Source organism: Natronococcus sp. JC468, assembly GCF_012163165.1.
Lineage (GTDB): Archaea > Halobacteriota > Halobacteria > Halobacteriales > Natrialbaceae > Natronococcus > Natronococcus jeotgali.
In genome coordinates this window covers 1-21,027 of the sequence record NZ_JAAVUO010000016.1, presented here as the reverse complement: position 1 = coordinate 21,027, position 21,027 = coordinate 1, and the positions used below count along the sequence as shown (strand labels likewise).

21 protein-coding genes are annotated in these 21,027 nt (G+C 70.3%); 12 read left to right on the top strand and 9 right to left on the bottom strand.

Annotation, left to right across the window (positions count from 1 at the left end):
• The first annotated feature begins 8 nt into the window (after positions 1-8).
• Genes cbiB through GWG54_RS11100 form a run of 6 tightly spaced genes read left to right on the top strand, consistent with a single transcriptional unit; the run spans position 9 to position 5,084 of the window.
• Positions 9-965 (top strand): adenosylcobinamide-phosphate synthase CbiB, encoded by a 957-nt coding sequence (gene cbiB / locus GWG54_RS11125; protein WP_167937840.1) that lies wholly within the window; start codon positions 9-11, stop codon positions 963-965.
• Complete coding sequence (gene cobS, locus GWG54_RS11120; protein ID WP_167937839.1) at positions 962-1,717, top strand: adenosylcobinamide-GDP ribazoletransferase; 756 nt, start codon at positions 962-964, stop codon at positions 1,715-1,717. Before cbiB ends, cobS begins: the two co-directional genes overlap by 4 nt.
• A complete protein-coding gene (locus tag GWG54_RS11115; RefSeq protein ID WP_167937902.1) occupies positions 1,717-2,277 on the top strand; it encodes an NTP transferase domain-containing protein in 561 nt (186 codons plus the stop codon). Before cobS ends, GWG54_RS11115 begins: the two co-directional genes overlap by 1 nt.
• On the top strand, positions 2,268-3,323 hold the full coding sequence (cobT, locus tag GWG54_RS11110; protein WP_167937838.1) for a nicotinate mononucleotide-dependent phosphoribosyltransferase CobT: 1,056 nt from the start codon (positions 2,268-2,270) through the stop codon (positions 3,321-3,323). Before GWG54_RS11115 ends, cobT begins: the two co-directional genes overlap by 10 nt.
• Positions 3,313-4,341 carry a threonine-phosphate decarboxylase gene (locus GWG54_RS11105; protein WP_167937837.1) on the top strand — a complete coding sequence of 343 codons (1,029 nt, stop codon included), beginning with the start codon at positions 3,313-3,315 and terminating at the stop codon, positions 4,339-4,341. The genes cobT and GWG54_RS11105 overlap by 11 nt, the downstream gene beginning before the upstream one ends.
• Positions 4,329-5,084, top strand: a complete 756-nt coding sequence (locus GWG54_RS11100) for an adenosylcobinamide amidohydrolase (RefSeq protein ID WP_167937836.1) — start codon at positions 4,329-4,331, stop codon at positions 5,082-5,084. The genes GWG54_RS11105 and GWG54_RS11100 overlap by 13 nt, the downstream gene beginning before the upstream one ends.
• Positions 5,085-5,095: 11 nt before the next feature.
• Here GWG54_RS11100 and GWG54_RS11095 read toward each other — a convergent pair whose 3' ends face one another.
• Both GWG54_RS11095 and GWG54_RS11090 read right to left on the bottom strand, forming a co-directional pair.
• The gene (locus GWG54_RS11095; RefSeq protein WP_167937835.1) at positions 5,096-6,916 is read right to left on the bottom strand and encodes an asparagine synthase-related protein; all 1,821 of its coding nucleotides are present in this window, start codon (positions 6,914-6,916) and stop codon (positions 5,096-5,098) included.
• Positions 6,917-7,155: 239 nt separating this feature from the next.
• On the bottom strand, positions 7,156-9,255 hold the full coding sequence (locus GWG54_RS11090) for a cation:proton antiporter (RefSeq protein WP_167937834.1): 2,100 nt from the start codon (positions 9,253-9,255) through the stop codon (positions 7,156-7,158).
• A gap of 134 nt (positions 9,256-9,389) precedes the next feature.
• Here GWG54_RS11090 and GWG54_RS11085 point away from each other — a divergent pair, with 134 nt between their 5' ends.
• Together GWG54_RS11085 and GWG54_RS11080 are read left to right on the top strand one after the other, a co-directional pair.
• Positions 9,390-9,806 (top strand): hypothetical protein, encoded by a 417-nt coding sequence (locus tag GWG54_RS11085; protein ID WP_167937833.1) that lies wholly within the window; start codon positions 9,390-9,392, stop codon positions 9,804-9,806.
• A gap of 101 nt (positions 9,807-9,907) precedes the next feature.
• Positions 9,908-10,117, top strand: a complete 210-nt coding sequence (locus tag GWG54_RS11080; RefSeq protein WP_167937832.1) for a hypothetical protein — start codon at positions 9,908-9,910, stop codon at positions 10,115-10,117.
• 2 nt (positions 10,118-10,119) lie between these two features.
• Here GWG54_RS11080 and dhaM read toward each other — a convergent pair whose 3' ends face one another.
• The 3 genes from dhaM to dhaK are packed head-to-tail and all read right to left on the bottom strand — an operon-like array spanning position 10,120 to position 12,246.
• Complete coding sequence (dhaM, locus tag GWG54_RS11075) at positions 10,120-10,506, bottom strand: dihydroxyacetone kinase phosphoryl donor subunit DhaM (protein ID WP_167937831.1); 387 nt, start codon at positions 10,504-10,506, stop codon at positions 10,120-10,122.
• Complete coding sequence (gene dhaL, locus GWG54_RS11070) at positions 10,506-11,234, bottom strand: dihydroxyacetone kinase subunit DhaL (protein ID WP_167937830.1); 729 nt, start codon at positions 11,232-11,234, stop codon at positions 10,506-10,508. The genes dhaM and dhaL overlap by 1 nt, the downstream gene beginning before the upstream one ends.
• A 7-nt stretch (positions 11,235-11,241) precedes the next feature.
• On the bottom strand, positions 11,242-12,246 hold the full coding sequence (dhaK, locus tag GWG54_RS11065; RefSeq protein WP_167937829.1) for a dihydroxyacetone kinase subunit DhaK: 1,005 nt from the start codon (positions 12,244-12,246) through the stop codon (positions 11,242-11,244).
• A 174-nt stretch (positions 12,247-12,420) separates the two neighbouring features.
• Between dhaK and GWG54_RS11060 the strand changes: the two genes are divergently transcribed.
• The gene (locus GWG54_RS11060; protein WP_167937828.1) at positions 12,421-12,675 is read left to right on the top strand and encodes an amphi-Trp domain-containing protein; all 255 of its coding nucleotides are present in this window, start codon (positions 12,421-12,423) and stop codon (positions 12,673-12,675) included.
• Between the two features lie 309 nt (positions 12,676-12,984).
• Here the strand turns inward: GWG54_RS11060 and GWG54_RS11055 are convergent, their stop codons facing one another.
• Positions 12,985-13,872, bottom strand: a complete 888-nt coding sequence (locus GWG54_RS11055) for a sulfurtransferase (RefSeq protein ID WP_167937827.1) — start codon at positions 13,870-13,872, stop codon at positions 12,985-12,987.
• 106 nt (positions 13,873-13,978) lie between these two features.
• On the opposite strand from GWG54_RS11055, the gene GWG54_RS11050 reads away from it, so the two are divergent.
• The gene (locus GWG54_RS11050; RefSeq protein WP_167937826.1) at positions 13,979-14,701 is read left to right on the top strand and encodes a fumarylacetoacetate hydrolase family protein; all 723 of its coding nucleotides are present in this window, start codon (positions 13,979-13,981) and stop codon (positions 14,699-14,701) included.
• 33 nt (positions 14,702-14,734) lie between these two features.
• Here GWG54_RS11050 and GWG54_RS11045 read toward each other — a convergent pair whose 3' ends face one another.
• Positions 14,735-15,394, bottom strand: coding sequence for a helix-turn-helix domain-containing protein (locus GWG54_RS11045; RefSeq protein ID WP_167937825.1), 660 nt, complete (start codon positions 15,392-15,394; stop codon positions 14,735-14,737).
• 184 nt (positions 15,395-15,578) lie between these two features.
• Complete coding sequence (gene folP / locus GWG54_RS11040; RefSeq protein WP_167937824.1) at positions 15,579-17,996, bottom strand: dihydropteroate synthase; 2,418 nt, start codon at positions 17,994-17,996, stop codon at positions 15,579-15,581.
• An 89-nt stretch (positions 17,997-18,085) separates the two neighbouring features.
• On the opposite strand from folP, the gene GWG54_RS11035 reads away from it, so the two are divergent.
• Positions 18,086-19,294 carry a DHHA1 domain-containing protein gene (locus tag GWG54_RS11035; protein ID WP_167937823.1) on the top strand — a complete coding sequence of 403 codons (1,209 nt, stop codon included), beginning with the start codon at positions 18,086-18,088 and terminating at the stop codon, positions 19,292-19,294.
• A gap of 202 nt (positions 19,295-19,496) precedes the next feature.
• Here the strand turns inward: GWG54_RS11035 and GWG54_RS11030 are convergent, their stop codons facing one another.
• Positions 19,497-19,877 carry a RidA family protein gene (locus tag GWG54_RS11030; protein WP_008423786.1) on the bottom strand — a complete coding sequence of 127 codons (381 nt, stop codon included), beginning with the start codon at positions 19,875-19,877 and terminating at the stop codon, positions 19,497-19,499.
• 86 nt (positions 19,878-19,963) lie between these two features.
• Between GWG54_RS11030 and GWG54_RS11025 the strand changes: the two genes are divergently transcribed.
• A complete protein-coding gene (locus GWG54_RS11025; RefSeq protein WP_167937822.1) occupies positions 19,964-20,920 on the top strand; it encodes a succinylglutamate desuccinylase/aspartoacylase family protein in 957 nt (318 codons plus the stop codon).
• Positions 20,921-21,027 lie beyond the last annotated feature (107 nt).

Below are 21,027 nucleotides of genomic sequence, written 5' to 3'. Positions count from 1 at the left end.
CCATCCGTATGACGCTGACGACGGCCGCGCTGGTCGGGTTCGCCCTCGGCCTGGACCGCATAGTGGGGGAACCACCGAACGCGGCTCACCCAGTCGCGTGGCTCGGCCGCCTCGTCGGCGCACTCGATCGCCCCTGGAGCGACGACGACCGCGTCCAGCGATCGCTTGGCGTCCCGATCGCGCTCGTCGTCCCGCTGGTTCCCGCCGTCGCCGCGGGCGGGGCCGTCCTCGCCGCGGCGGCCGTCCACCCCGTCGCGGGCGCGACCGTCGCCGGGCTCGCTCTCTACCTCTCGACCAGCCTGCGGATGCTACTCGAGCTCGCGAGCGAGGTCGTCGCGGCGACCGCGGGCGACCTCGAGACGGCCTGCGACCGCGTTCGGGGACTCGTCGGACGCGATACCGACGAGCTCTCGCCCGCCGAGTTACGCAGCGCGGCCCTCGAGAGCGCGGCCGAGAACCTCGCGGACGGGCTGGTCGCGACGCTGTTGCCCTTCGCCGTCCTCGCCCCGTTCTCGCTGCCCGCTGCGGCCGCGGCGGCCGCCTGGGTCAAGGGCGTCAACACGCTGGACTCGATGCTGGGCTACCCCTCGAAGCCGCTGGGTACCGCGAGCGCGCGGCTGGACGATCTCGTAATGTGGCTCCCCGCCAGGCTGAGCGCCGTCGCGATTGCCGTCGCCGCGGCCGACCCCGAGGCGCTCGCCCGCGCTCGAGGGTGGGCCCGAACCCCGACGTCGCCGAACTCGGGGTGGCCGATGGCGGCGCTCGCCTGCGCGCTGTCGGTCCGGCTCCGCAAACCCGGCGTTTACGATCTGAACCCCGACGCCGCGCTCCCGACGCTCGAGGACGGCGAGCGCGCGACGAGAGTGGTCTTTCGCGCGGCACTGGTCGCGGCCGTGCTCGCGGTCGCGCTGGGGGCCGCCCTCGAAGCAGCCGCACGCACTGCGGGCGCGGGGGTGGTCGCGTGAGGACCTGGCTCGGCGCCTGTCGGGGCGCGCTCGCCTTTCTGACGCGACTTCCCGTCGGCCACCGCGAGGGCGACTGGGACGCGTTCCGCACGCGGCCGGCGACGTTCCCGTTCGTCGGGCTCGTCGTCGGCGCACTGGTCGCGATCCCGCTGCTGACCGCCGACGTCCTCGAGGCACCGACGGTCGCGCTGGCGTACCTGCTCGCGGTCTACGCCGTCGTGGGAATCCACAACCTCGACGGCGTCGCGGACCTGGGCGACGCGCTGGTCGTCCACGGCGACCGCGAGCGCCGACGGGAGGTGTTGAAGGATACGACCACCGGGGTCGGCGCGCTCCTGGCCGTGTCGCTGACCGTCGCGGGGCTCGCGCTCGGCGCCCTCGGCGTCGCCGACCTCCCGCCAGCGACGGCCGCCGGCGTCGCCGTCGCCGCCGAAGTCGGCGCCAGGATCGGGCTGGCCGCGATGGCCTGCTACGGGACCGCGAGCCACGAGGGGATGGGAAGCCAGCTGACCGAGGCCGCAGTTCCGGGGCGATTCGTCGCGCCCGCGGGCATCGTCCTCGGGGCCGCGGCGCTCCTCTGGCCCCGTCCCGCGGCGATCGCCGTCCCGGGGGCGCTCGTCGGGGTCGCGCTCCCCTGGTACTGGGCGAGACACAATCTCGGCGGGATCAGCGGCGACGTCTTCGGCGCGGCCGCCGAGATCGGTCGCGTCGTCGGACTGCACGCGGGGGTGATCGCGTGGACGCTCTCCTGATGTGCGGCGGGAGGGGAACCCGCCTCGAGAGCCCCCGGGAAAAACCGCTGCACCCGATCGCCGGGACGCCGATGGTCGACTGCGTGCTGGCGGGCCTCGAGGCGAGTCGCGTCGAGACGACGTTCGCGGTCGTCTCGCCGAACGCCCCCGAGACGGCCGCCCACCTCGAGCGAACCGACGGCGTCCGGACGATCGAAACCGACGGCGAGGGGTACGTGGCCGACCTGCTTTCGGCCCTCGAACACCCCGCGGTCGAACCGCCCGTGCTCTCGGTCGCGGCCGACCTCCCGCTGCTCGAGGGCGGGGTCGTCGATCGCGTCCTCGCGGCCCACGGCGGGAGCCGGGCCTCGCGAACCGTCTGCGTTCCCGCGGCGCTGAAGCGCCGCCTGGGAGTCGGCCTCGAGACCCGACTCGAGGACGCCCCCCACCTCGCGCCGACCGGGGTCAACGTCGTCGGCACGACGGAGGAATCCATGAGACAGGCGAGCTACGATCCGCGGCTGGCGGTGAACGTGAATCGACTCGAAGACGCCCGCATCGCGGAGGCACGATGCGAGTAGTCCTGGCCGCGGGCGCGACCGAGACGGCGCTGATCGATGGCATCAGCGCCGCGGGCGCCGCGCCGGAGCTGATGGCCCACACGCCCGCGGCCGACGCCGAGATCCTCGCGTACGGCGAGCCGACCGCAGCACCTGTCGTCCCGGTGAGTCCGACGGGCTGTCCGACGCCCGCGGCGGTGACCCGGGCCGTTCGGGAGGCCGTCGGCTTCGACCTGTCGGTCGTCGACGCGGGCCTCGCGAAGCCGACCGCCGCGCCGACGGTCGATCTCGAGGCGGAACCCGGAGCCGACGTTCGCGACCCCGTCGCCGTTCCCGGGGCCGAACGGATCTTCGAACGCGCACGCGAGTACGGACGCGACCTCCCCGACGACGAGCTCCTGCTCGGCGAGACGATTCCGGGCGGGACGACGACCGCCCTCGGCGCGTTGACCGCCCTCGGCGAGTCCGTCGGGGTGTCCTCGTCGCTGCCCGAGAACCCCCTCGAGCGAAAGCGCCGCGTCGTCGAGCGCGGACTCGCCGAAAGCGGGCTCGAGGCGGGCGACTGCGAGGACGCACCCCTGCGGGCGATCCGGGCCGTCGGCGATCCCGTCCAGGCCGCGGTCGCCGGGATCGCCGCGGGCGTGCTCGAGGGCGGTACTCGAGTGGTCCTCGCCGGCGGGACCCAGATGGTCGCGGTCGCCGCGCTCCTCCGACACGCCGGAATCGATTCCCCGCTCGAGGTTGCGACGACCTCCTTCGTCGCCGACGAGCAAGGCGAGGCGCTCCCCGAAGCGTGTTCCCGCCTCGAGTGTGAACTGACCGTCACCGACCCCGGCTTCGAGGGACGCGACCACGTCTCGATGGCCCGCTACTGTGCGGGCGAGGCCAAGGAGGGTGTCGCGATGGGCGGCGCGCTTTCGCTCGTTCCCGACGGCGGAATGGGTGCGGTCAGGGACCGCTTCGAGGGCGTCTGCCGGCGACTCGGGGTCGACGGCGAGCGCGACGACCGCGCCGGCGGACCGAGCGATCGCGCGGCCGATCCTCCGGAGGGGAGCCGTGGATCCTGACGCGATCCGCGCCGCCGAGCGGGTCCCCCACGGCGGCGAGCCCGATCCCAACGTCCTCGATTTCTCGGCGAACACGAACTCCGAGACGCCCGACGGGACGGCGCAGGTCTACCGGGACGCCCTCAAGGAGAGTCGGCGCTACCCCGACGACGCCTCCCCCGACTACCGGGCGGCCGCGGCTGCGTTCGTCGGCTGCGATCCCGAGCGCGTGATCCCGACGCCGGGCGGGCTGGCCGCGATCCGCCTGACGATGGAACGGGTCCTCGAGCCCGGCGACACCGCGCTGGTCCCCTACCCCAGCTTCGGCGAGTACGCCCGCGAGGTCCGACTGCAGGGCGCGACGCCCGCCTTCGTCGGCGTCGACGACGTACTCGAGATCGGTCCCGACGCGCTCGCGGACTGCGCGCTGGCAGTCGTCTGCACGCCGAACAACCCCACCGGCGGGGCGGCCGACCCCGACGCGCTCGCGGCCTTCGCGGCCCGCTGTGGCGAGGCCGGGACGACCCTGCTGATCGACGAAGCCTTCCTCGGCTTCACGGACCTGCCCTCCGCGGCGGCGTTCGACCGCGAGAACGTCGTCGTCGCGCGCTCGCTCACGAAACTGTTCGGCCTCCCCGGGCTGCGGGCGGGATTCGCGGTCGCGAGCGGGCAACTGCGGGACGACCTCGAGACGGCCCGCCGGACCTGGTCGCTTGGCACCCCGGCCGCACGCGTCGGTGCCCACTGCTTGTGCCGGGACGAGTTCGTCCGCGAGACCCGCACCCGGGTCGCCCGCGAGCGTGATCGCATGCGGGAGGCGCTGTCGCCCCGCTTCGAGGTCGAACCGTCCGACGCACCGTACCTGCTGTGTGAGGTGGACGACCGGAGCGTGGAGGAAGTACTCGAGCGCGCCCGCGAGCGGGGCGTCGCGATCCGGGACGCGACGACGTTCCGGGGGCTCGACTCCCACGTTCGGGTGGCGATCAAGGACCGTGAGGCGAACGATCGGCTCCTCGAGGCGCTGGGGTGTTCGCCGTGAGTTCCCCCGCGATCCGCCGACGAGACGGCGTCGTACGGTTCGCCCGTCCGGGCGCGGAGTGGCTCTCGACGGGCTGGAACGGCGGTCGTCGACGGGCCGATTGCGCGTACAACGTCTCGGTGCCCGAGGGGTGGGCCCGGACCGACCTGGGGGCGTACGCCGACGAGCGCCTCGAGCGCGCGGGCTTCGAGGACCCCGGGCCCGTGCTGTTCACCGGCGTCGACGCCGATCACGCCCGCGGCGCCCGCTGCGGTCCGGTGACGGCCTGCGCGACCGCGGGGGTCTCGAACCCCGCAGTGTTACCGATGGTGCCCGCGGGCGGGACGCTGCCGGGCGCGGAGCCGTCGTCCGACTCGCCCGCGGGGACCGTCAACGTCCTCGTCTACGCCGATCGACGGCTCGCCGACGGCGCGCTGGCGAACCTCGTCGCGGTCGCCGCCGAGGCGAAGGCGGCGACGCTGCTCGCCGAGACGGGGTTTCCCGGAACGACGACCGACGCGGTCGTCGCCGGCCACGACCCCGACGGCGAGCCCGCGGCCTTCTCGGGAAGCGCGACGCCCATCGGCGCGGCGACTCGAGCCTGCGTCCGCGAAGCGGTGCGAGCCTCGCTGCGGGCCCGCTACGGGGACGGCGACGACCGCCCGGAGTCGCTCGCGGACGCGCCCTACGGCGTCTCGACCGACGCGCGGGCGCAGGTGTTCGAGCCCGCCCTCGAGGACCCCGACGGCGGGCGAGAACGGTAGGCGACGATCGCTCAGTGCTGGCCCTGTAGCACGGGCCGACTCCGGGCCGACTGGCGTGCGGGCGGCTCGATCGGATCGAGCGCGGTGACGAGGGTCGCCAGCTGGTATCGCTGGTGCGGTCGATGCCCGCTTCCGTCCCACGCGATTCGCTGGATCTCCGCCGCCGAGAAGTGGCGACCGATCCCGTCGGCGTCGTCGACGGCTTCGGCGAGCAGTTGCCGGGAGTGAATCCCAGCCTCGCCGCCCTGGGTCCGCACCAGAGAGAGGACGCGTTCTTTCAGTCGGGGCCGAGCGCCGAGCCAGCCGTAGGCGAACTTCTTGACCCTGTACTCGGCGGAGGTGATCGGGACGCCGAAGTCGACGTACTCGATCTCGGCGAGCTCCCGCGAGAGCAGGGAGAGGAACTCCCGGTACAGCTCGATTCCCGCCTTCTGCTCGGGCGGACAGGCCATCGCCGTCGCGAACAGCTCCGGCGCGTAGAACGGCGTCGTCGTCCAGAGGTGGTGGCGGGTCCGATCCTCGCCGTGGTTGAGCATGTTGATGCCGCGCTCGCGGATCAGGAAGTGAACGTGGGCGCCCTCGAGAGTTCGTTCGGGGTAGGCGTCGATCCGCTCGGCGACGGAGTCGACGAGTCGATCCGCGTCGAGACCGATCACGTCCTCGATCTCGTCCGGCGCGAACTGCTGGTTCGATCGAACGAGCGTCTCGACGAGGTCGGACCTCGAGTCGACCGCCGTCGGCGGGGTCAGGTCTGGGAAGATCTTGTCCCCGCCGTCGCCGGTAACCAGGGTCGCCCCCGGGTAGTCGGCGGCGAGCTGTTCGGCGAAGTCGAGGCCCAGCGCCATGCCGACGGTGTTCATCCCCTGGGTCATCTCCAGGAGGGTCTCCCGGTGGCGCTCGGTCCTGTCGACGAAGTACGACGACCACGGGATTCCGAGTGCGCGGGCGACCTCGCGGGCGACGTTCGCCTCGTCGACGTTGGAGCCGTCCTCTCGTACCGACGTCGCGGCGAGCAGCGTCCCCCCGGTGACGCCGTCCCGTACCGCATCGTAGCCGGCGATCGCTGCGCGCGAGTCGAGCCCACCGCTCAGCGAGACGATCGACGTCTCGGTCGTTCCGGCCCGTCGGCGACACGCCTCGACGAACTGGTCTTTCAACGTACGGGCGTTGTCGACGACGCCCCGGTCGCCGTTCTCGTAGCTGTCGAACCGGAACTCGTGGAGCGACGTGACGTCGTCGCGTGCGCCCTCGAGCAGCGATCCGGGCGGCAACTGTCTGACGCCGTCGAAGGGCGTTCGAGTGCCGAGCGGATAGCCGACCAGCAGCATCTGACCGAGGCCGAGCCGATCGACTCCGACGGGTCGTCCCTCGAGAACCGCCGCGAGTCGACGCGCGACCTTGAGTTCGCGGGTGACGATCGTCGCGTCTCCGATCGCGACCCGATAGGTCGGGAGCCGGCCGAAAGCGTCGTTTACGACCCACATGTTCCCGCTCGAACGGTCGATGACGGTGATGAGAAAGTCGCCGTCCCGCCTCGCCACCCACTCCGCCAGCCGGTCGGTGTTCCCCCCGTCGATCCACGTCGCTACGGTTCGGAGCGCGGCCTCGGTATCGCGGCGGTCGTAGAGTCGTCCCTCGAGAAGGATCGTCCGCTCGTCGGTTTCGACGACTTCGGTCGGGTACGAGTCGTACCCGCTGTACGCGAGCGTCCCCCCGGCGGTCCGAACTACCGTTTCGTGACTGTAGGAATCGGTAAAACAAACGGAATCGAGTACGCGATCGACGATCCCCTGATCGAGAACGTTCCCCCCGACAATAGTCGTTCCAGGCATCCAGTAGTGATTCTTCCCAACCGCTGATCAATTCAATGATTTTTTAATTAATTCGAACAATAATTTTTACTCAGTATAATCACATTTTCTGATATTGTTTTCGGGTTCTCAGCCACACGCAACTCAGTATACCGCCCTCTCGCCGGCCGAGGCGCCCCAGCGTATCGGTTCCGTCGAATCACGGAGCCGCGACGCCGTTCGGCGACGGGCGGACTCCCGGGTGACGCCGATCCCGGTCGCTACTCGAGCCGGAGGAACCGCCGATCGTCCTCGCGCTCCTCGGTCGCGGGGTACATGATCACGAAGTTCCCCTCAGTGAGCCGGGAGATGTGCTTCGGCAGCGTCTGGAGTTCGGGGTGCCAGCCGGGATCGTCCCGGCGGGAGCTCACGCAGACGACGAGGTCCTCGGCTTGCACCGCCTCGCGCAGCCGCGAGCGAAGCGCCGTCCAGTCGACCGCCGACTCGAGCGTCTCGGAAACGCCGGGATCAACGCCCGAGAGCGCGTCCGCGAACTGCTCGGGGTCGTCGCGGACCGCGAGGACGCGGATCGGCGCTCCGGTTCGCTCGGCGAGGAGCTTCACCGTGCGCAGCGCCTCCGGAAAGCCGTCGTTACGGTCGATCCCCGGCGGAAGGATCAGGACGATCCGTCGGGTCGCGTTGAGGGGGTCGTGGACGCGCCCGACCAGCGTCAGCTGGGTGGTTCGGCGCAACACCTGATCGATGGTGTGGCCGAACATCCGCTGTTCCCGCGATCGGGCGCCGTCCCAGCCGATGACCAGCGTCGAGATCCGGTTCTCGAGCGCCGAGCGGACGATTCCCGAGGCGACGTTGTGGTCGACCCGCGCGTGACCCTCGATCGGTACCTCGGCGCCCGCGGCGTACTCCTCGAGGTCCGCGAGCCGGTCCTCGGCCGCGGCGACCTGGGATCGGGTTCGCGCGGTCGACTCCGGCCGAACGACCGAAACCGCGTGCACCGGCTCCCCGACGCGGGGATCACGGATCGCGAAGGCGAGATCCAGCAGCGACTCGGCGTACCGTGACTCGCTGGAAACCGGAACGAGGATCCGCTGTGGGGTCTCGTCGGGGTCGTAGGGTCGTTGCTCGCGGGTTCGGGCGAGGACGCCGCCGGAGCGCTCGACGACGGCGGGACTGACGACGCTGACGACGAGGATCATCACCACGACCGCGTTGATCATCGCGAAATCGAACCCGGGGACGCCGGTCTCGAAGCCGATCTGGACGATCGCGAGCGCGGCCGCGGCCTGGCCGATCGAGAGTCCGAACATGCTTCGGATCTCGTCGCGGTCGTAGCCGTAGAGCCGTCCGGTCGCCCACGCCGCGGCGTACTTCGTCGGAAAGAGCATGACGAGCAACGAGCCGGCGATGGCCAGCGTGTCGGCGCCCGCAAAGAGGACGCGGACGTCGACGAGCATCCCGACCGACAGCAGAAAGAAGGGGATAAAGAGGGCGTTGCCGACGAACTCGATGCGGTTCATCAGCGGGCCCGTCTCCGGAACCAGTCGGTTGAGCGCGAGCCCGGCGAGGAAGGCGCCGACGATGTGTTCGACGCCGACGAGTTCGGCCAGGAACGCACAGAGAAAGAGGACGCCCATGACGAACAGGAACTCGAAGTAGCTCTCCTCCGCGCGGCCGCGGAAGAACCACCGTCCGAGCCGGGGCACGAGCAGCCAGACCCCGACGAAGAAGGCGGTCAGACCGACACCGAGCCGTAGCCAGAACGCGGCGTCGAGCGTTCCGTCGGTGGCGGCGATCACGACCGCGAGCACGAGCAAGGCCAGGGTGTCCGTCAGGATCGTCCCGCCGATCGTCGCGGTTACGGCCTCGTTGGTCGCGATTCCCAGGCGGTTGACGACGGGGTAGGCGAGCAACGTGTGCGAGGCGAAGATAGCCGCGAACAGCGACGCCGCTGCGACGGTGAGATCGAGGACGAAGACGCCGACGACGGTGCCGACTGCCTGCGGGACGAGAAAGGAGAGCAACCCGAAGACGACGCTGCGATCCCTGTACTCGACGAACTGGTCGAGGTTGATCTCGAGTCCCGCGACGAACATCAGGTAGACGAGCCCGACCTCGCCCAGCAGCTGGATCGTCGCGTCGCGCTCGAGCAGGTGGACGCCGTTGGGGCCGATCGCCGCGCCGACCAGGATGATCCCGACGATCCCGGGGAGGCGGTACCGCTCGAGCGCCAGCGGCGCGACCAGAAAGATCACCATCGCGAGCCCGAAGATGAGGATCGGGTCGTCGAACGGGGTTGCGAACGGCGACTCTCCCGCGACAGCGACGACGTTCGGCGCACCCGCGTCCCGCTGGGTCCACATCGTACGGACCGTCGCCCGCCCGACACATCAAGGACTAGCTATTCTATCGCCGGGGTCGGCTCGAACGCGTCGGTCGACGGCTCCGAAGCGACGACTCGCCGCCGTTAACACTGCGGCAGCCGTAGGGCGGATCGATGACAGCCGACGCGGACCCGTCGGCGATCCGCTCGATCGCCGTCTCGAGAGACGACGTCGTCGACGCCTTCGTCTACGGGCGAGAGAACCCCGGCGCGGCGGTCCTCCGGGTGACGCCGCCGTTTCACGGACGAATGCGGGCCCGGATTCACGTCTACCGCGCCGACGACGCCCGCGTAACCGGTGCCGTCCACGTCCATCCCGAGACGCTCCTCGAGGACGACGCGGTCGCGAGCTATCCCGCCCTCGAGGACGAACGCGAGGACGCGTCGTCGGACGAAACCGAACGGGTTCGAAAGCGACACGCCGAGGCGGTCGACGCGTGGCGGGAGCGAGCGCGGGAGGCGATCGCCGAGACGGTCGCGCTCGAGACTCCCGACGGGTCGACGACCGTTTCGGTCAAACCCCTCGAGTAGCCCACCGAGCCGATCGAATTGGACGCCCGATCCGCCGTCCCGCACTTTCACTTTCACTCCGGACGGCTCGGATTGACGTTCCGTCCGCCCGATCGATAGGTATGTCCCAGACCGTGGTGCGGATCGACGCCCGGAGCCAGCGAACCGAGCCGACCGACGCCGCCGCGACGGTCGACTCGCCGCGACGCCGAGTCGACGTCTCCTCGCTCCACCTCGACGAGATCCGGACCTACGTCGAGGCGAACCTCGAGACCGACCGCGTCTCCCTCGAGCGCCGCGGCGCCCGCACGTACCTCGTGGTCGAGGAGTGACGCTACAGCTTCGACACTTCGGCCGCCTCTTCGGCGGCCTCGCGGACCGTCTCGACGGTCGCGGTCGACGACGTCGCCGCCACGGCCGCGTTGAGGGCGCCCTCGAGCACCGGTGCGTCGGCGACGACTGCCTCTGTCGTGTCGGCCTCCTCGATCGCTAGCTCGGCGTTCATGACGGCGCTGCCGAGGTCGACGAGGACGACGACGCCCCCACCATCGCCGGCGACCGCGTCGATCGCCTCGCGGATCGGCCCCGGCGTCGTCCCGACGCGGCCGTCCTCGGTGCCGCCGACGGCCTCGATCCGGGCGTCGCCGCCCATCTCGCGGGCGATCTCGCGGATCCCCTCGGCGGCTCGTCGGCTGTGGGAGACGACGACGATGCCGACCATCAGGGGCCTCCGTCCGCCCCGTCCTCGAGAGCGGGTTCCTCGAGCTCCTCGGGATCGACGTCGGCTTCGGCGTCGACCTCGACGTCGCCGTTCAGGTACTCCTCGGCGACCGCGAGCAGCTCCTCGAGCAGGTAGTACGTGCTCGTCGCGCCGGGATCCTGGTGGCCGACGGAGCGCCAGCCGAGATAGGACGCCCGACCCTTTCTGGCGCGTATCGGCGTCGTGAACGCGACGCCGCGCTCGGCCGCGTCGACGGCCTTGCCCAGCGCCTCGAGGGGGTCGCGATCGTCGACCTCGATCGCCTTCCTGTAGGTGTGGACCGCGGGCGTAACCGCGTCGACCATCGTCTTGTCCCCCACGGAGGCCTTGCCCCGCTCCTCGAGGGTCTCGAGGTACCGTTCGGCGAAGGCGACCGACGACTCGGCGGTGATCCCGTCCTCGAGCTCCCCGCTCGCTTTCATCAGCGACCCGCCGTACAGCGGGCCGGCTGCGCCGCCGACCTCCGAGACCAGCGCGACGCCGACGGTCTTGACCAGCTCGGCGGGAGCGTCGTCGGCGTCCTCGAGTCGCTCCAGGGCGGCCTGGAACCCGCGGTTCATGTTCGCGCCGTGGTCGGCGTCGCCGATCGCGGAGTCGAGTTCGGTCAGGGTGGACTTCTCCGCCGCCATCCGGTCGGCCATCGCGGCCGTCGCCTCGCGGATCGCCTCGGCCTGCGTTTCTCGGTCCATCCGGATCTCAGCCCTCCGTCACGGTCAGTCCCGGCGTCTCGGCCGGAGCGGCCAGCAGCTCCTTCAGCTCGTCGTCGAGCTCGAGCACCGTGATCGAACACCCCATCATGTCCAGCGAGGTCATGTAGTCGCCGACGCGGGTGTTCCAGGTCTCGAGGCCGCGGTCCTCGAGCAGCTCCTGGAGCCGGCGGTTGACCACGTACAGCTCCATCAGCGGCGTCCCGCCCATCCCGTTGACGATGGTTGCGACCTCGGCACCCGACTCGAGGTCGAGGTCCTCGAGGACGGCCTCCGTGAGCCGCTGCGCGATCTCGTCGGCCGACATGGTCTCGGTGCGTTCGGTGCCGGGCTCGCCGTGGATGCCGATCCCCAGCTCGATCTCGTCCTCGCCCAGGTCGAACGTCGGTTCGCCCTTCTCAGGCGTGACACAGGACGTCAGCGCCATCCCCATCGTGCCGACGCGGTCGGTTGCCTTCTCGGCGACGCGTTCGATCTCCGCTAAGTCGGCGCCCCGGTGGGCCATCGCGCCGGCGACCTTGTGGACGAAGATCGTCCCGGCGACTCCGCGACGACCCGACGTGTACAGCGAGTCCTCGACCGCCACGTCGTCGTCGACCACGACGTACTCGACGTCGGTATCCGCCTCCATCTCCGCCATCTCGATTGCGGTCTCGAAGTTCATCACGTCGCCCTCGTAGTTCTTGACGACGCAGAACACCCCCTCGCCGCCGTCGCAGGCCTGGATCATCTCGCTCAGCTGGTCGGCCGTCGGCGAGGTGAAGACCTCGCCCGCGGCCGCGCCGTCGAGCATCCCGTCGCCGATGTACCCGGCGTGGGTCGGCTCGTGGCCGCTGCCCCCGCCCGTGACGATCCCGACCTTCCCCTCGACGGGGGCGTCTGCCCGGACGACGACCTCGGTACCCTCGAGCCGCCGCAGGCCCGAATGCGCCGCGACCATCCCCTCGAGCATCTCGTCGACGACCGCCCTCGGTTCGTTGATGAGCTTCTTCATAGACGACTGTACCGTGTACCCATACCACGATAAGGATTGTTCGACGCGGGCCCCGCGGCTCGGAGCGGGCGGCGATCCGCGCCCGAAACCCGCACGTATTCGGTCGGTACCGTCGGTCTCGGGCCTGCGACTTCGCCGCCAACTTATATACGTCAGCCCGGTGGCAACACGTACATGGCAGAGAAGACGGACTACGAAGAGGACGTCTCGCGCGACGAAGCAGCCGACCTCTTGCAGGACATCGCTCGAGAGATCCGCGGGCAGGGACCGATCGACATCCACGTCGGCAACAAGACGCTGGCGCTGACGCCGTCCTCGACGCTCGAATACGGGATCGAGGTCGAGGAACGATCGCCGATGCTGGGGGGCGACCGCGAGGAGATCACCGTCACACTCGAGTGGGAGGTCGACGACGAGCCGAGCGAATAACGGCCCCACCGTTCGACGCGGCGCTCGAGCGCGGTCCCTCGAGTCGCGGGTAGCGGTTCGAGGACGGGACCTTCTCGGTCGCGCGCTCGAGGGCCCGTATACGACGGGAGGGCCTCGGCTCGCACACCCCGCTGGCTCCCGAAAGAGCTCCCTCGCTTCGTCTTCGCGCGGTAAAACCGCGCGAATGGTCTGCGAGACCTCCGGTCTCGCACTATTCAGTCGTTCTCCCCCTTTCTCGCGGGTCGCTTGCGCTCCCCGCTCGCCTTCGGGAGGATTTCGCTTTGCTCCGCGGCTTCGCCGCTCCGCAGCTCAATTCTCCCCCTTCTCTATCGGCGCTCGAATCAAATTCCCCCACTCGGTCCAGGAGCCGTCGTAGTTGTGGACGTCCTCGTACTCGAGCAGTTCGTGGAGCGCGAACCAGGCGATCGCCGAGCGCTCGCCGACCCGGCAGTAGGTGACGACCGACTCGTCGCCGTCGATTCCGGAGTCGGCGTACAGTTCCTCGAGTTCGTCGGGGTCCTTGAACCGGCCGTCGTCGCGCAGGTTCGTCTTCACCGGGACGTTCGAGGCGCCGGGGATGTGCCCGCCGCGCTGGGCCGTCTCGCCGAGGCCCTCGGGGGCGATGACCTCGCCCGAGAACTCCTCGGGCGAGCGGACGTCGACCATCGGGATGCCGGCCTCGCGAGCCTTGTCGACGTCGTCCTTGTACGCGCGGATGCTCTCGAAGGGACCCTTCGCAGTGTACTCGACGGAATCGAAGTCGGGCTCTTCGTCGGTCAGCGGGTAGTCCTCGTTCACCCAGTAGTCCTTCCCGCCGTCTAAGACGCGGGCGTCCTCGTGGCCGTAGTACTTGAACTCCCAGTAGGCGAACAGGGCGAACCAGTTGGGGATCCAGCCGTCGCCGTAGAAGACGACCGTCGACTCCTCGCCGATGCCGCGGTCGCCGACGACCTGCTCGAAGTCCTCCTTCTTGAGGATGTCCCGCTGGTCCTGATCGGAGAGGTCCTCGTCCCACTGCATCCCGATCGCACCCGGGATGTGGCCCTCGTCGTACCGCGAGGGGAAGTCGCCTTCATCGGGCGATTCGGGGCTGTTCACCTCCACGAGACGGTAGTCGGGATCGTCGGCCTGGAACTCCTCGAGGCGGTCCTCGACCCAGTCGGCCGAGACCAGCACGTCGGTGTCGTACTCGCTCATGCGAAGCGTCCTCCGACGAGCAGCGGGAAAAGGGTAACACGGGTAAAGCCGACACGTCCGAAATCGGATCGGTACACCTACACCGCTGGACTGACGACCACCGCCAATGCGACTCGCGAGAATCGAAACGGCCGACGGACCGGTAACCGGACGGTACGAGGACGGCGTCGTTCGCGCCGACGGCGACGAGTACGAGGTCGGCGTCGACGGCGACCTCCTCCCGCCCTGCGAGCCCTCGGCGATGTACTGCGTCGGGCGCAACTACGCCGAGACGCTCGACCAGATGGAGTACGAGCGCCCCGAGGAGCCCGACTTCTTCATCAAGCCGCCGGCGTCGCTGCTGGCCCACGAAGACCCCATCGAGTACCCCGAGTTCACCGAGGAGCTGACCTACGCGGGCGAGCTCGCCGCGGTCATCGACGAGCGCTGTCACGACGTCGCCGAGGAGGAGGTGCCCGACGTCGTCCGCGGGTACACGATCATGAACGACGTCGACGCGCTCGACCAGCAGGGTCGCACGGCGCGGAAGGCCTTCGACGGCTCCGGGCCGCTCGGACCGTGGCTCGAGACCGACCTCGACCCGCGGGGGATCGACATGCACACCGATGTCGGCGACGAGCGCCGTCAGGAGGCGAACACGGAGCTCATGCTGTTCGACCCCTACGAGATCGTCTCGTACCTCTCGAGGCGCTTTACGTTCCGTCCTGGCGACGTCGTCGCCTTCGGCAGTCCCGCGAACCCGGGACTGGTCGAACCCGGCAACGCCGTCGAGATCACCTACGAGGGCGTCGGCACGCTGCGAAACGAGGTCGTCGACTCGAGCGGGTAGCCGACTCCCTCTCGCGCCGGCTCCGCGACGGGATCAGTCGACGCCCTCGTCGTCCAGCAGCGCCGCGGCGATCAGGTTTCGCATCCCGCGGCGGAGCCGTCCGCTCATCGCGGTCGAGGAGAGTCCGATCTCGTCGGCGACGTCGCTCAGCGCCATCTCCCGGGGTTCGCTGAAGTACCCGCACCGGTAGGCGACCGTCAGCGCCTCCACCTGCTCCTCGGTCAGCCCGTAGGCGACGTTCGTCTCGTTTCGCGGACGACCGTACACCTCGACGATCTCGAAGCTCACGCCGTACTCCTCGGCGTACTCCCAGATCGTGTTCAGCGCCTCCCGATCGGGGAGCTGGAGCCGCAGGAACCAGCCCCGACACTTCGTCTCGGCCGAGGACATGAAGCCGTTGACCCGCGTGACGACCGGACTCAGGAGCTTCGTTCGCTCGGCGTGCTGGATGTAGTAGATGTGGGTCTCCTCGCCCTCGTCGACGAGCTCGAACTCGTCGACGGTCGGATCGTCCTCGAGGTACCCCTCGAGTTCGCCGACGTCGTCGTACTCGAACCGGAACGGGAAGACGTTCGATCCGGGATCGGTGTTGGCTTGTGTCAGGACCGTGATCTGGAGATCCTCGTCGCGTCGAAACGTCGGGACCAAGGCGAGTCGCTCGTGTTCCGCGTACGCTTTGACTGTGATCGCCATCGCTTAGCACTCGGATCGGTTGCGAGGGTGTCGGCGGTCGGCGGTGCGTCCGGCCTTCGGTCTGCCGGCGTCGTTGGGCGGCGTGATCATGTACCATACTGCTCAAGGGAGTCCCATAAGCGTACTGTCGAGCGCTCGTCCGAGTGATCCGCGACCCGGTGTACGCCCCGCGCGGCGCGGGCGACTACCGACCGTTCGTCGCCCGGACGGTTCGAACCGCGGCGTCGTTCGCGGCGACGTCGTGGACCCGAACGACGTCGGCGCCGCGTGCGGCCGCGAGCGTCGTCACCGCGACCGTCGGCGGAAGTCGCTCGCCGGGCTCGCAGCCGACGCGCTCGAACATCGACTTGCGGGAGTGGCCGACCATGAGCGGACAGCCCAGCGCCCGGAACTCCCCGAGCCGATCGAGCAACGCGAAACAGTCCTCGGGCCCTTTGCCGAACCCGAGCCCCGGATCGACGACGATCCGATCCCGATCGACCCCGGCGCGTTCGGCCCGGAGCACCGTCTCCCGGAGGTCGTAGAGGACCTCCTCGACGACGTCGTCGTAGGCGACGCTGCGGTCGGGGTCGACGGGCGTCTCCAGGCTGTGGGTGACGACGAGCGAGGCGTCGCGGTCGGCGACGACGAAGCGCATCTCGGGGTCCTCGAGTCCGGAGACGTCGTTGACGACGTCAGCGCCGGCCTCCAGCGCCGCGTCGGCGACCGCGGCCTTTCGGGTATCGACCGAGAGGGCCACCTCGAGATCCTCGATACGTCGGAGTACCGGAACGACGCGGTCGATCTCCTCGGCGGCCGAGATCGGATCGGCGCCGGGCCGCGTCGACTCGCCGCCGACGTCGATCACGTCGGCGCCGGCCTCGACCATCGCCTCCGCGCGGGCGACCGCGTCCTCGAGGACGTCGTACTCGCCGCCGTCGTGGAAGCTGTCGGGCGTGACGTTCAGCACGCCCATCACCGCCGTCTCCCGGTCCCACGGGAGTCGGCCGCCGTCGCCCTCGCGGTCGGCGTCCTCGAGGACCGCCCGAAGCTGGGTCGCGACGTGGGCCAGTCCGAGCTCGTCGGCCGCGAGCTCGTCGATCAGCGCCCGGAACTGGGCGTCGGTTCCCGAGAGCACCGTCGTCACCCGCCGGGTGGAGGTCTCGGTTCGCGAGAGCGTACAGCTGCCGCCGATCGCCGCGAACGCCTCTCGGACCCGGTCTACCTGGGGCTCGCGCAGGTACGTCTTTACCGTCCGCCCGACGCTCCGTTCGGCGGTCGCCTCGACGGTCGAGGACTCGAGCCCCATCCCCTCGAGGACGGCGCGGGCCTCCCGCTCGGTCGCCGTCCGTTTCGGCACCTGCAGCCGGGACCAGCGGTCGCGCGCTTCCGCGACCGCGTACAGCGATCCCGCGACGAGCACGCAGTCGTCCTCGTCGGCGCGCGAGAGGGCGCGCTCGACCGCCTCGAGCACCGACCCCGAGCGGTCGATTCGCCCCGCGCGATCGCCGACGGCGTCGGCGAGGACGTCGAGCTCGGCGGACCGCGGGACGTTCGGCTGACAGAGGTACGCCGCGTCGGGTGCGGGAAGCGCCGCGGCCATCCCCTCGTGGTCCTTCTCGGTCATCGCCCCGAAGACGAGGTGGAGGTCCTCGAACGCGTAGCGCTCGAGGACGTCCGCGAGCGTCTCACAGGCCCCGGGGTTGTGCGCGCCGTCGAGCACCGTAAGCGGCGCCCTCGAGACGACCTCGAACCGACCGGGCCAGTGGGCCTTGCGGAGCCCGCGCCCGATCGTCTTCGGATCGACGGGCGCGAGCTGATCGGCCAGCGCGGCCGCGACGCCGGCGTTGGTTCCCTGGTGGGGCCCGGGAAGGGGAACGTTCGTCTCGACCGCCCACTCCGGCGCCGTTATCGAGACGGCGCTCTCGATCGGCGACGCCAGCCCCTCCTCGGTCGCGATCACGTCGGCCTCGTCCGGACCGACCGAGACGACGTCGGTTTCGGTCCGGATCGCCTCGAGGGCCGCGCCGGAGGCGCCGGTCACGAGCGGGGCGTCGGCGGGGGCGACCTGGGCCTTGTCGCGGGCGATCTCCTCGATCGTCTCGCCGAGCAGGTCCGTGTGCTCCAGGGAGACGCTCGTGACCGCGCTCGCGACCGGGTCGACCGCGCTCGTCGCGTCGTAGCGCCCGCCGATGCCGACCTCGAGGACGGCGACGTCGACCGACTCGGCCGCGAAGTGCGAGAGCGCAAGCGCCGTCAACGCCTCGAAGTACGTCGGGGCATCCCCGGCCTCGCGGAGCCGTTCGACGGCGTCCTCGAGTTCCGCGACGAGCGCGCAGACCCGGGCCTTCGGGATCTTGCGCCCGTCGACGCGGATCCGCTCGCGCACGTCGTCGAGGTCCGGCGAGGTGTAGAGCCCGACGTCGTATCCCGCCTCCCGGAGGACTCGCTCGAGCATCCGCGCCGTGCTTCCCTTCCCGTTCGAGCCCGCGATCTGGACGCAGTCGACGTCCTCGTGGGGGTGGTCCAGTTCCGCGAGCAGCGCCGCGGTCGTCTCCGTCCCGAGTTTCGGTCGCCGCCGTTGTAACGACTCGAGGGCGGCCATCGCATCGTGGTACTTCATACCAACCGTGGTCCCGGCCCGGACATGAAAGTACTGCCAGTCCGGCCGTCCCGTACGGTTTATACGGGGCTGCCGCCATACTCGTGACGATGACACCGACTGCCACGGAGAGCCGCGCCGCCGCGGAGCCCGCCGTGACCGAGTTCGAGGGGTCGGTTCGCTCCGTCGACGGCACCGACGTCCGACTCGAGGAAACCTACTTCTACCCCGAGGGAGGCGGCCAACCCGCCGATCGGGGGACGATCGACGGGATCGAGGTCGTCGACGTCCAGACGCGGGACGGCGCGGTCGTCCACGAGCTGGCGTCGACCCCCGAGTTCGGCGCGGGCGAAACCGTCGACGGCTCGATCGACGAGGACTTTCGCACGTACTGTATGCGCGCACACACCGCCAGCCACCTGCTGTACGGCGCCGGCCGACGGCTGCTCGAGGACCACGGCTATGGCGGGTTCGACATCGGAACCGAGAAGTGTCGGATCGATTTCGAGACGAGGAACCCCGACGCGCTCGACGCCCGCTCGCTCGAGCGCCTGCTCGCGGAGGCCGTCTGGGACTCCCGGGAGGTTACCTGGCGGGAGATGGACGCCGAGCGGGCCAGGGCCGACGACGAGATCGTCTTCAACGTCACCGAGAACGCCGAACGGGCCGACACCGTCCGGGTCGTCGAGATCGACGGCTGGGATATCGCGGCCTGCGGCGGGACCCACGTCCGGAACACGATCGAAATCGGCCCGATCGCGGTGCTCGATATCTCGAACCCCGGCGCCGACCTCGTCCGCGTCGAGTACGCGGTCGGGCCGACCGCGATCCGAGCCCGAACCGACCGCGCGCGGGCGACGAACCGGGCGGCGCGGGCCCTCGAGACCGGGATCGAGGAGCTGCCCGAGCGAGCCAGCGCCGTCGCCCGGCGCAACGCCGAACTCGAGGACGAGCTCGCCGAACTGCGGAGCCGACTGCTCGAGAACCGACTCGAGGCGCTGGGCGAGGAGGCGACGGAGCGAGACGGCCAGCGGTGGGTCGTCGGCGAGCTCGACGTCGACGGGGTCGGGCCGAACGACGCCGCCGACCAGGCACGGGAGCGCGCCGGCGAGCTCGGGGACGTCGTCGTGCTGACCGGTGTCGACGGGAGCGCGTTCGTCGCGGCGGCGACGACTGGCGAGACGGACGCGAGCGGGATCGTCGAGGACGTCACCGCGGCGTTCGGCGGCGGTGGCGGCGGCGGCGAGACACTCGCCCAGGGCGGCGGCCTCGACGCCGAGCCCGCCGCGGTGGTCGAGTTCCTCCGCGAGGAGTACTGAGGGCGTCGCTGCGTCCTTCGTCGTCATCGTCGTCCGTTCGGCCGCTGAGAGACGGCCGTGGCAACCGCGTCGTATCACCGACTCATCACGTAGAGGTTCGCGGCCGCGAGAGGGGGATCGTCTCGCAGGGACCGACGCCCCGGTTCGCTCGCGGCCGTCGCTGTCGGGCCGGAAGTTCGGCGAGAAGCGGTGCGAGCGGGCGTTACTCGAGCGTCGCGATCGCCTCGACCTCGAGGGCGGCTCCCTTCGGCACCTCGCCGACCTCGAGGGCGCTTCGGGCCGGGGGTTCCTCGTCGAAGAACTCGCCGTAGGCCTCGTTGAACTCCTCGAAGTCGTCGATGTCGTTCAGGAAGATCGTCATCTTGAGGACGTCCGCCATCGAGGCGTCCTCGGCCTCGAGGATCGCTTCGACGTTCTCGAGACACCGCCTGGTCTGGTCGGCGACGGACGCGTCGTCGAGCAACTCCCCGTCGGCGGTCATCGGGAGCTGTCCCGCCGTAAAGAGGACGTCTCCGTCGGTCGTCGCCTGGCTGTACGCTCCGACAGCTTCGGGCGCGTCGTCCGTGTGGATCGTGCGTTTCACACCCCCGTATAGCGCCGGAGCTCTCTTAAAACTCGGTTCCGGGCCGCCGACCAAAGCTACAAGCCGCGGGGCTGGCTCCATCGGGTATGGAACACGAGAGCGTTTCTCATTCCGTCGCGGAGCGAGCGCTCGCGCGGCTCCCGTCGGGATCCGAAGTCTCGGTGACCGTCCACCGCTACGAGGGCGGAGCGGGGCCGACGGCGTACCTCCAGGCCGCACAGCACGGGATCGAGCTCAACGGCGCCGCGGCGCTGCGCCGGCTCCACGACTCCCTGCTCGAGGCCGAACTCGCGGGGACCGTGGTCGCCGTCCCGGTGGTCAACAGCCTCGCGTTCGACCACGGCTCCTACGTGACCCCGCAGGCGGTCGACGCGGTCAACCCGAACTTCAACAGGGTGTGGCCCGGCGACGACGGCGGCACCCTCCAGGAGCGGGCAGTCGCCAGCCTCTGGGAGCTGATCGCGACCGCCGACGTCGTCGTCGACCTCCACAGCGGCACCGCCGACATGCTCGAGCACGTCCGCTTCCAGGGCGGCGAACGCGACTCGCGCCGGCTCGCGTCGGTGTTCGGCGCCGACTACCTCATGACCGATCCCGGGCCGGAGCGCCCTCTCGAGGAGTATACGGGAACGCTCCGGGCGGCCGCGCGGCTGGCCGGAACGACGGCGATCGTTCCCGAACTCTCGAACAGCCGCCAGGTCGATCTCGAGGCGGCCCGACGGGGTGCCGACGGGATCCGGAACGTGCTGGGCGAACTCGGGATGCTCCGCGCGGAGCCGTCCGATCCCCCCTCGCAGACGGTGCTGTACGACGACGGGGGACGCGTCGGGGCCGACCGCTCGGGGCTGTTCGAACCCGCGCCCGGCGTGGCCGTCGGCGACCGCGTCGCCGAGGGGGACGAGCTGGGAACGGTGTACTCGCCCGACACGTTCGAGCGCCGCCAATCGGTCGCCGCGACTGCCTCGGGCGTGATCTACTCGCTGACCCGCGAATCCGCAGTCACCGCCGGCGAGAAGTTGGCCGGGATCGCCGGACTCGAGTGAGGACGACGTCCTCGGCAGGAATCGTTACGTCGGCGAGCAGACGTACCTTTTTCTCGTCGGGTTCGCTCGCAGGGCTCGCTCACCACTCTCTGCTCACGGGCGCTTCG

Bases quoted from the DNA above. Each gene is read 5' to 3' on its own strand.
- cbiB (WP_167937840.1), top strand. From the start codon at position 9: ATGACGCTGACGACGGCCGCGCTGGTCGGGTTCGCCCTCGGCCTGGAC.
- GWG54_RS11115 (WP_167937902.1), top strand. From the start codon at position 1,717: ATGTGCGGCGGGAGGGGAACCCGCCTCGAGAGCCCCCGGGAAAAACCG.
- cobT (WP_167937838.1), top strand. From the start codon at position 2,268: ATGCGAGTAGTCCTGGCCGCGGGCGCGACCGAGACGGCGCTGATCGAT.
- GWG54_RS11095 (WP_167937835.1), bottom strand. From the start codon at position 6,916: ATGCCTGGAACGACTATTGTCGGGGGGAACGTTCTCGATCAGGGGATC.
- GWG54_RS11090 (WP_167937834.1), bottom strand. From the start codon at position 9,255: ATGTGGACCCAGCGGGACGCGGGTGCGCCGAACGTCGTCGCTGTCGCG.
- GWG54_RS11085 (WP_167937833.1), top strand. From the start codon at position 9,390: ATGACAGCCGACGCGGACCCGTCGGCGATCCGCTCGATCGCCGTCTCG.
- GWG54_RS11080 (WP_167937832.1), top strand. From the start codon at position 9,908: ATGTCCCAGACCGTGGTGCGGATCGACGCCCGGAGCCAGCGAACCGAG.
- dhaM (WP_167937831.1), bottom strand. From the start codon at position 10,506: ATGGTCGGCATCGTCGTCGTCTCCCACAGCCGACGAGCCGCCGAGGGG.
- dhaL (WP_167937830.1), bottom strand. From the start codon at position 11,234: ATGGACCGAGAAACGCAGGCCGAGGCGATCCGCGAGGCGACGGCCGCG.
- dhaK (WP_167937829.1), bottom strand. From the start codon at position 12,246: ATGAAGAAGCTCATCAACGAACCGAGGGCGGTCGTCGACGAGATGCTC.
- GWG54_RS11060 (WP_167937828.1), top strand. From the start codon at position 12,421: ATGGCAGAGAAGACGGACTACGAAGAGGACGTCTCGCGCGACGAAGCA.
- GWG54_RS11055 (WP_167937827.1), bottom strand. From the start codon at position 13,872: ATGAGCGAGTACGACACCGACGTGCTGGTCTCGGCCGACTGGGTCGAG.
- GWG54_RS11050 (WP_167937826.1), top strand. From the start codon at position 13,979: ATGCGACTCGCGAGAATCGAAACGGCCGACGGACCGGTAACCGGACGG.
- GWG54_RS11045 (WP_167937825.1), bottom strand. From the start codon at position 15,394: ATGGCGATCACAGTCAAAGCGTACGCGGAACACGAGCGACTCGCCTTG.
- folP (WP_167937824.1), bottom strand. From the start codon at position 17,996: ATGAAGTACCACGATGCGATGGCCGCCCTCGAGTCGTTACAACGGCGG.
- GWG54_RS11035 (WP_167937823.1), top strand. From the start codon at position 18,086: ATGACACCGACTGCCACGGAGAGCCGCGCCGCCGCGGAGCCCGCCGTG.
- GWG54_RS11025 (WP_167937822.1), top strand. From the start codon at position 19,964: ATGGAACACGAGAGCGTTTCTCATTCCGTCGCGGAGCGAGCGCTCGCG.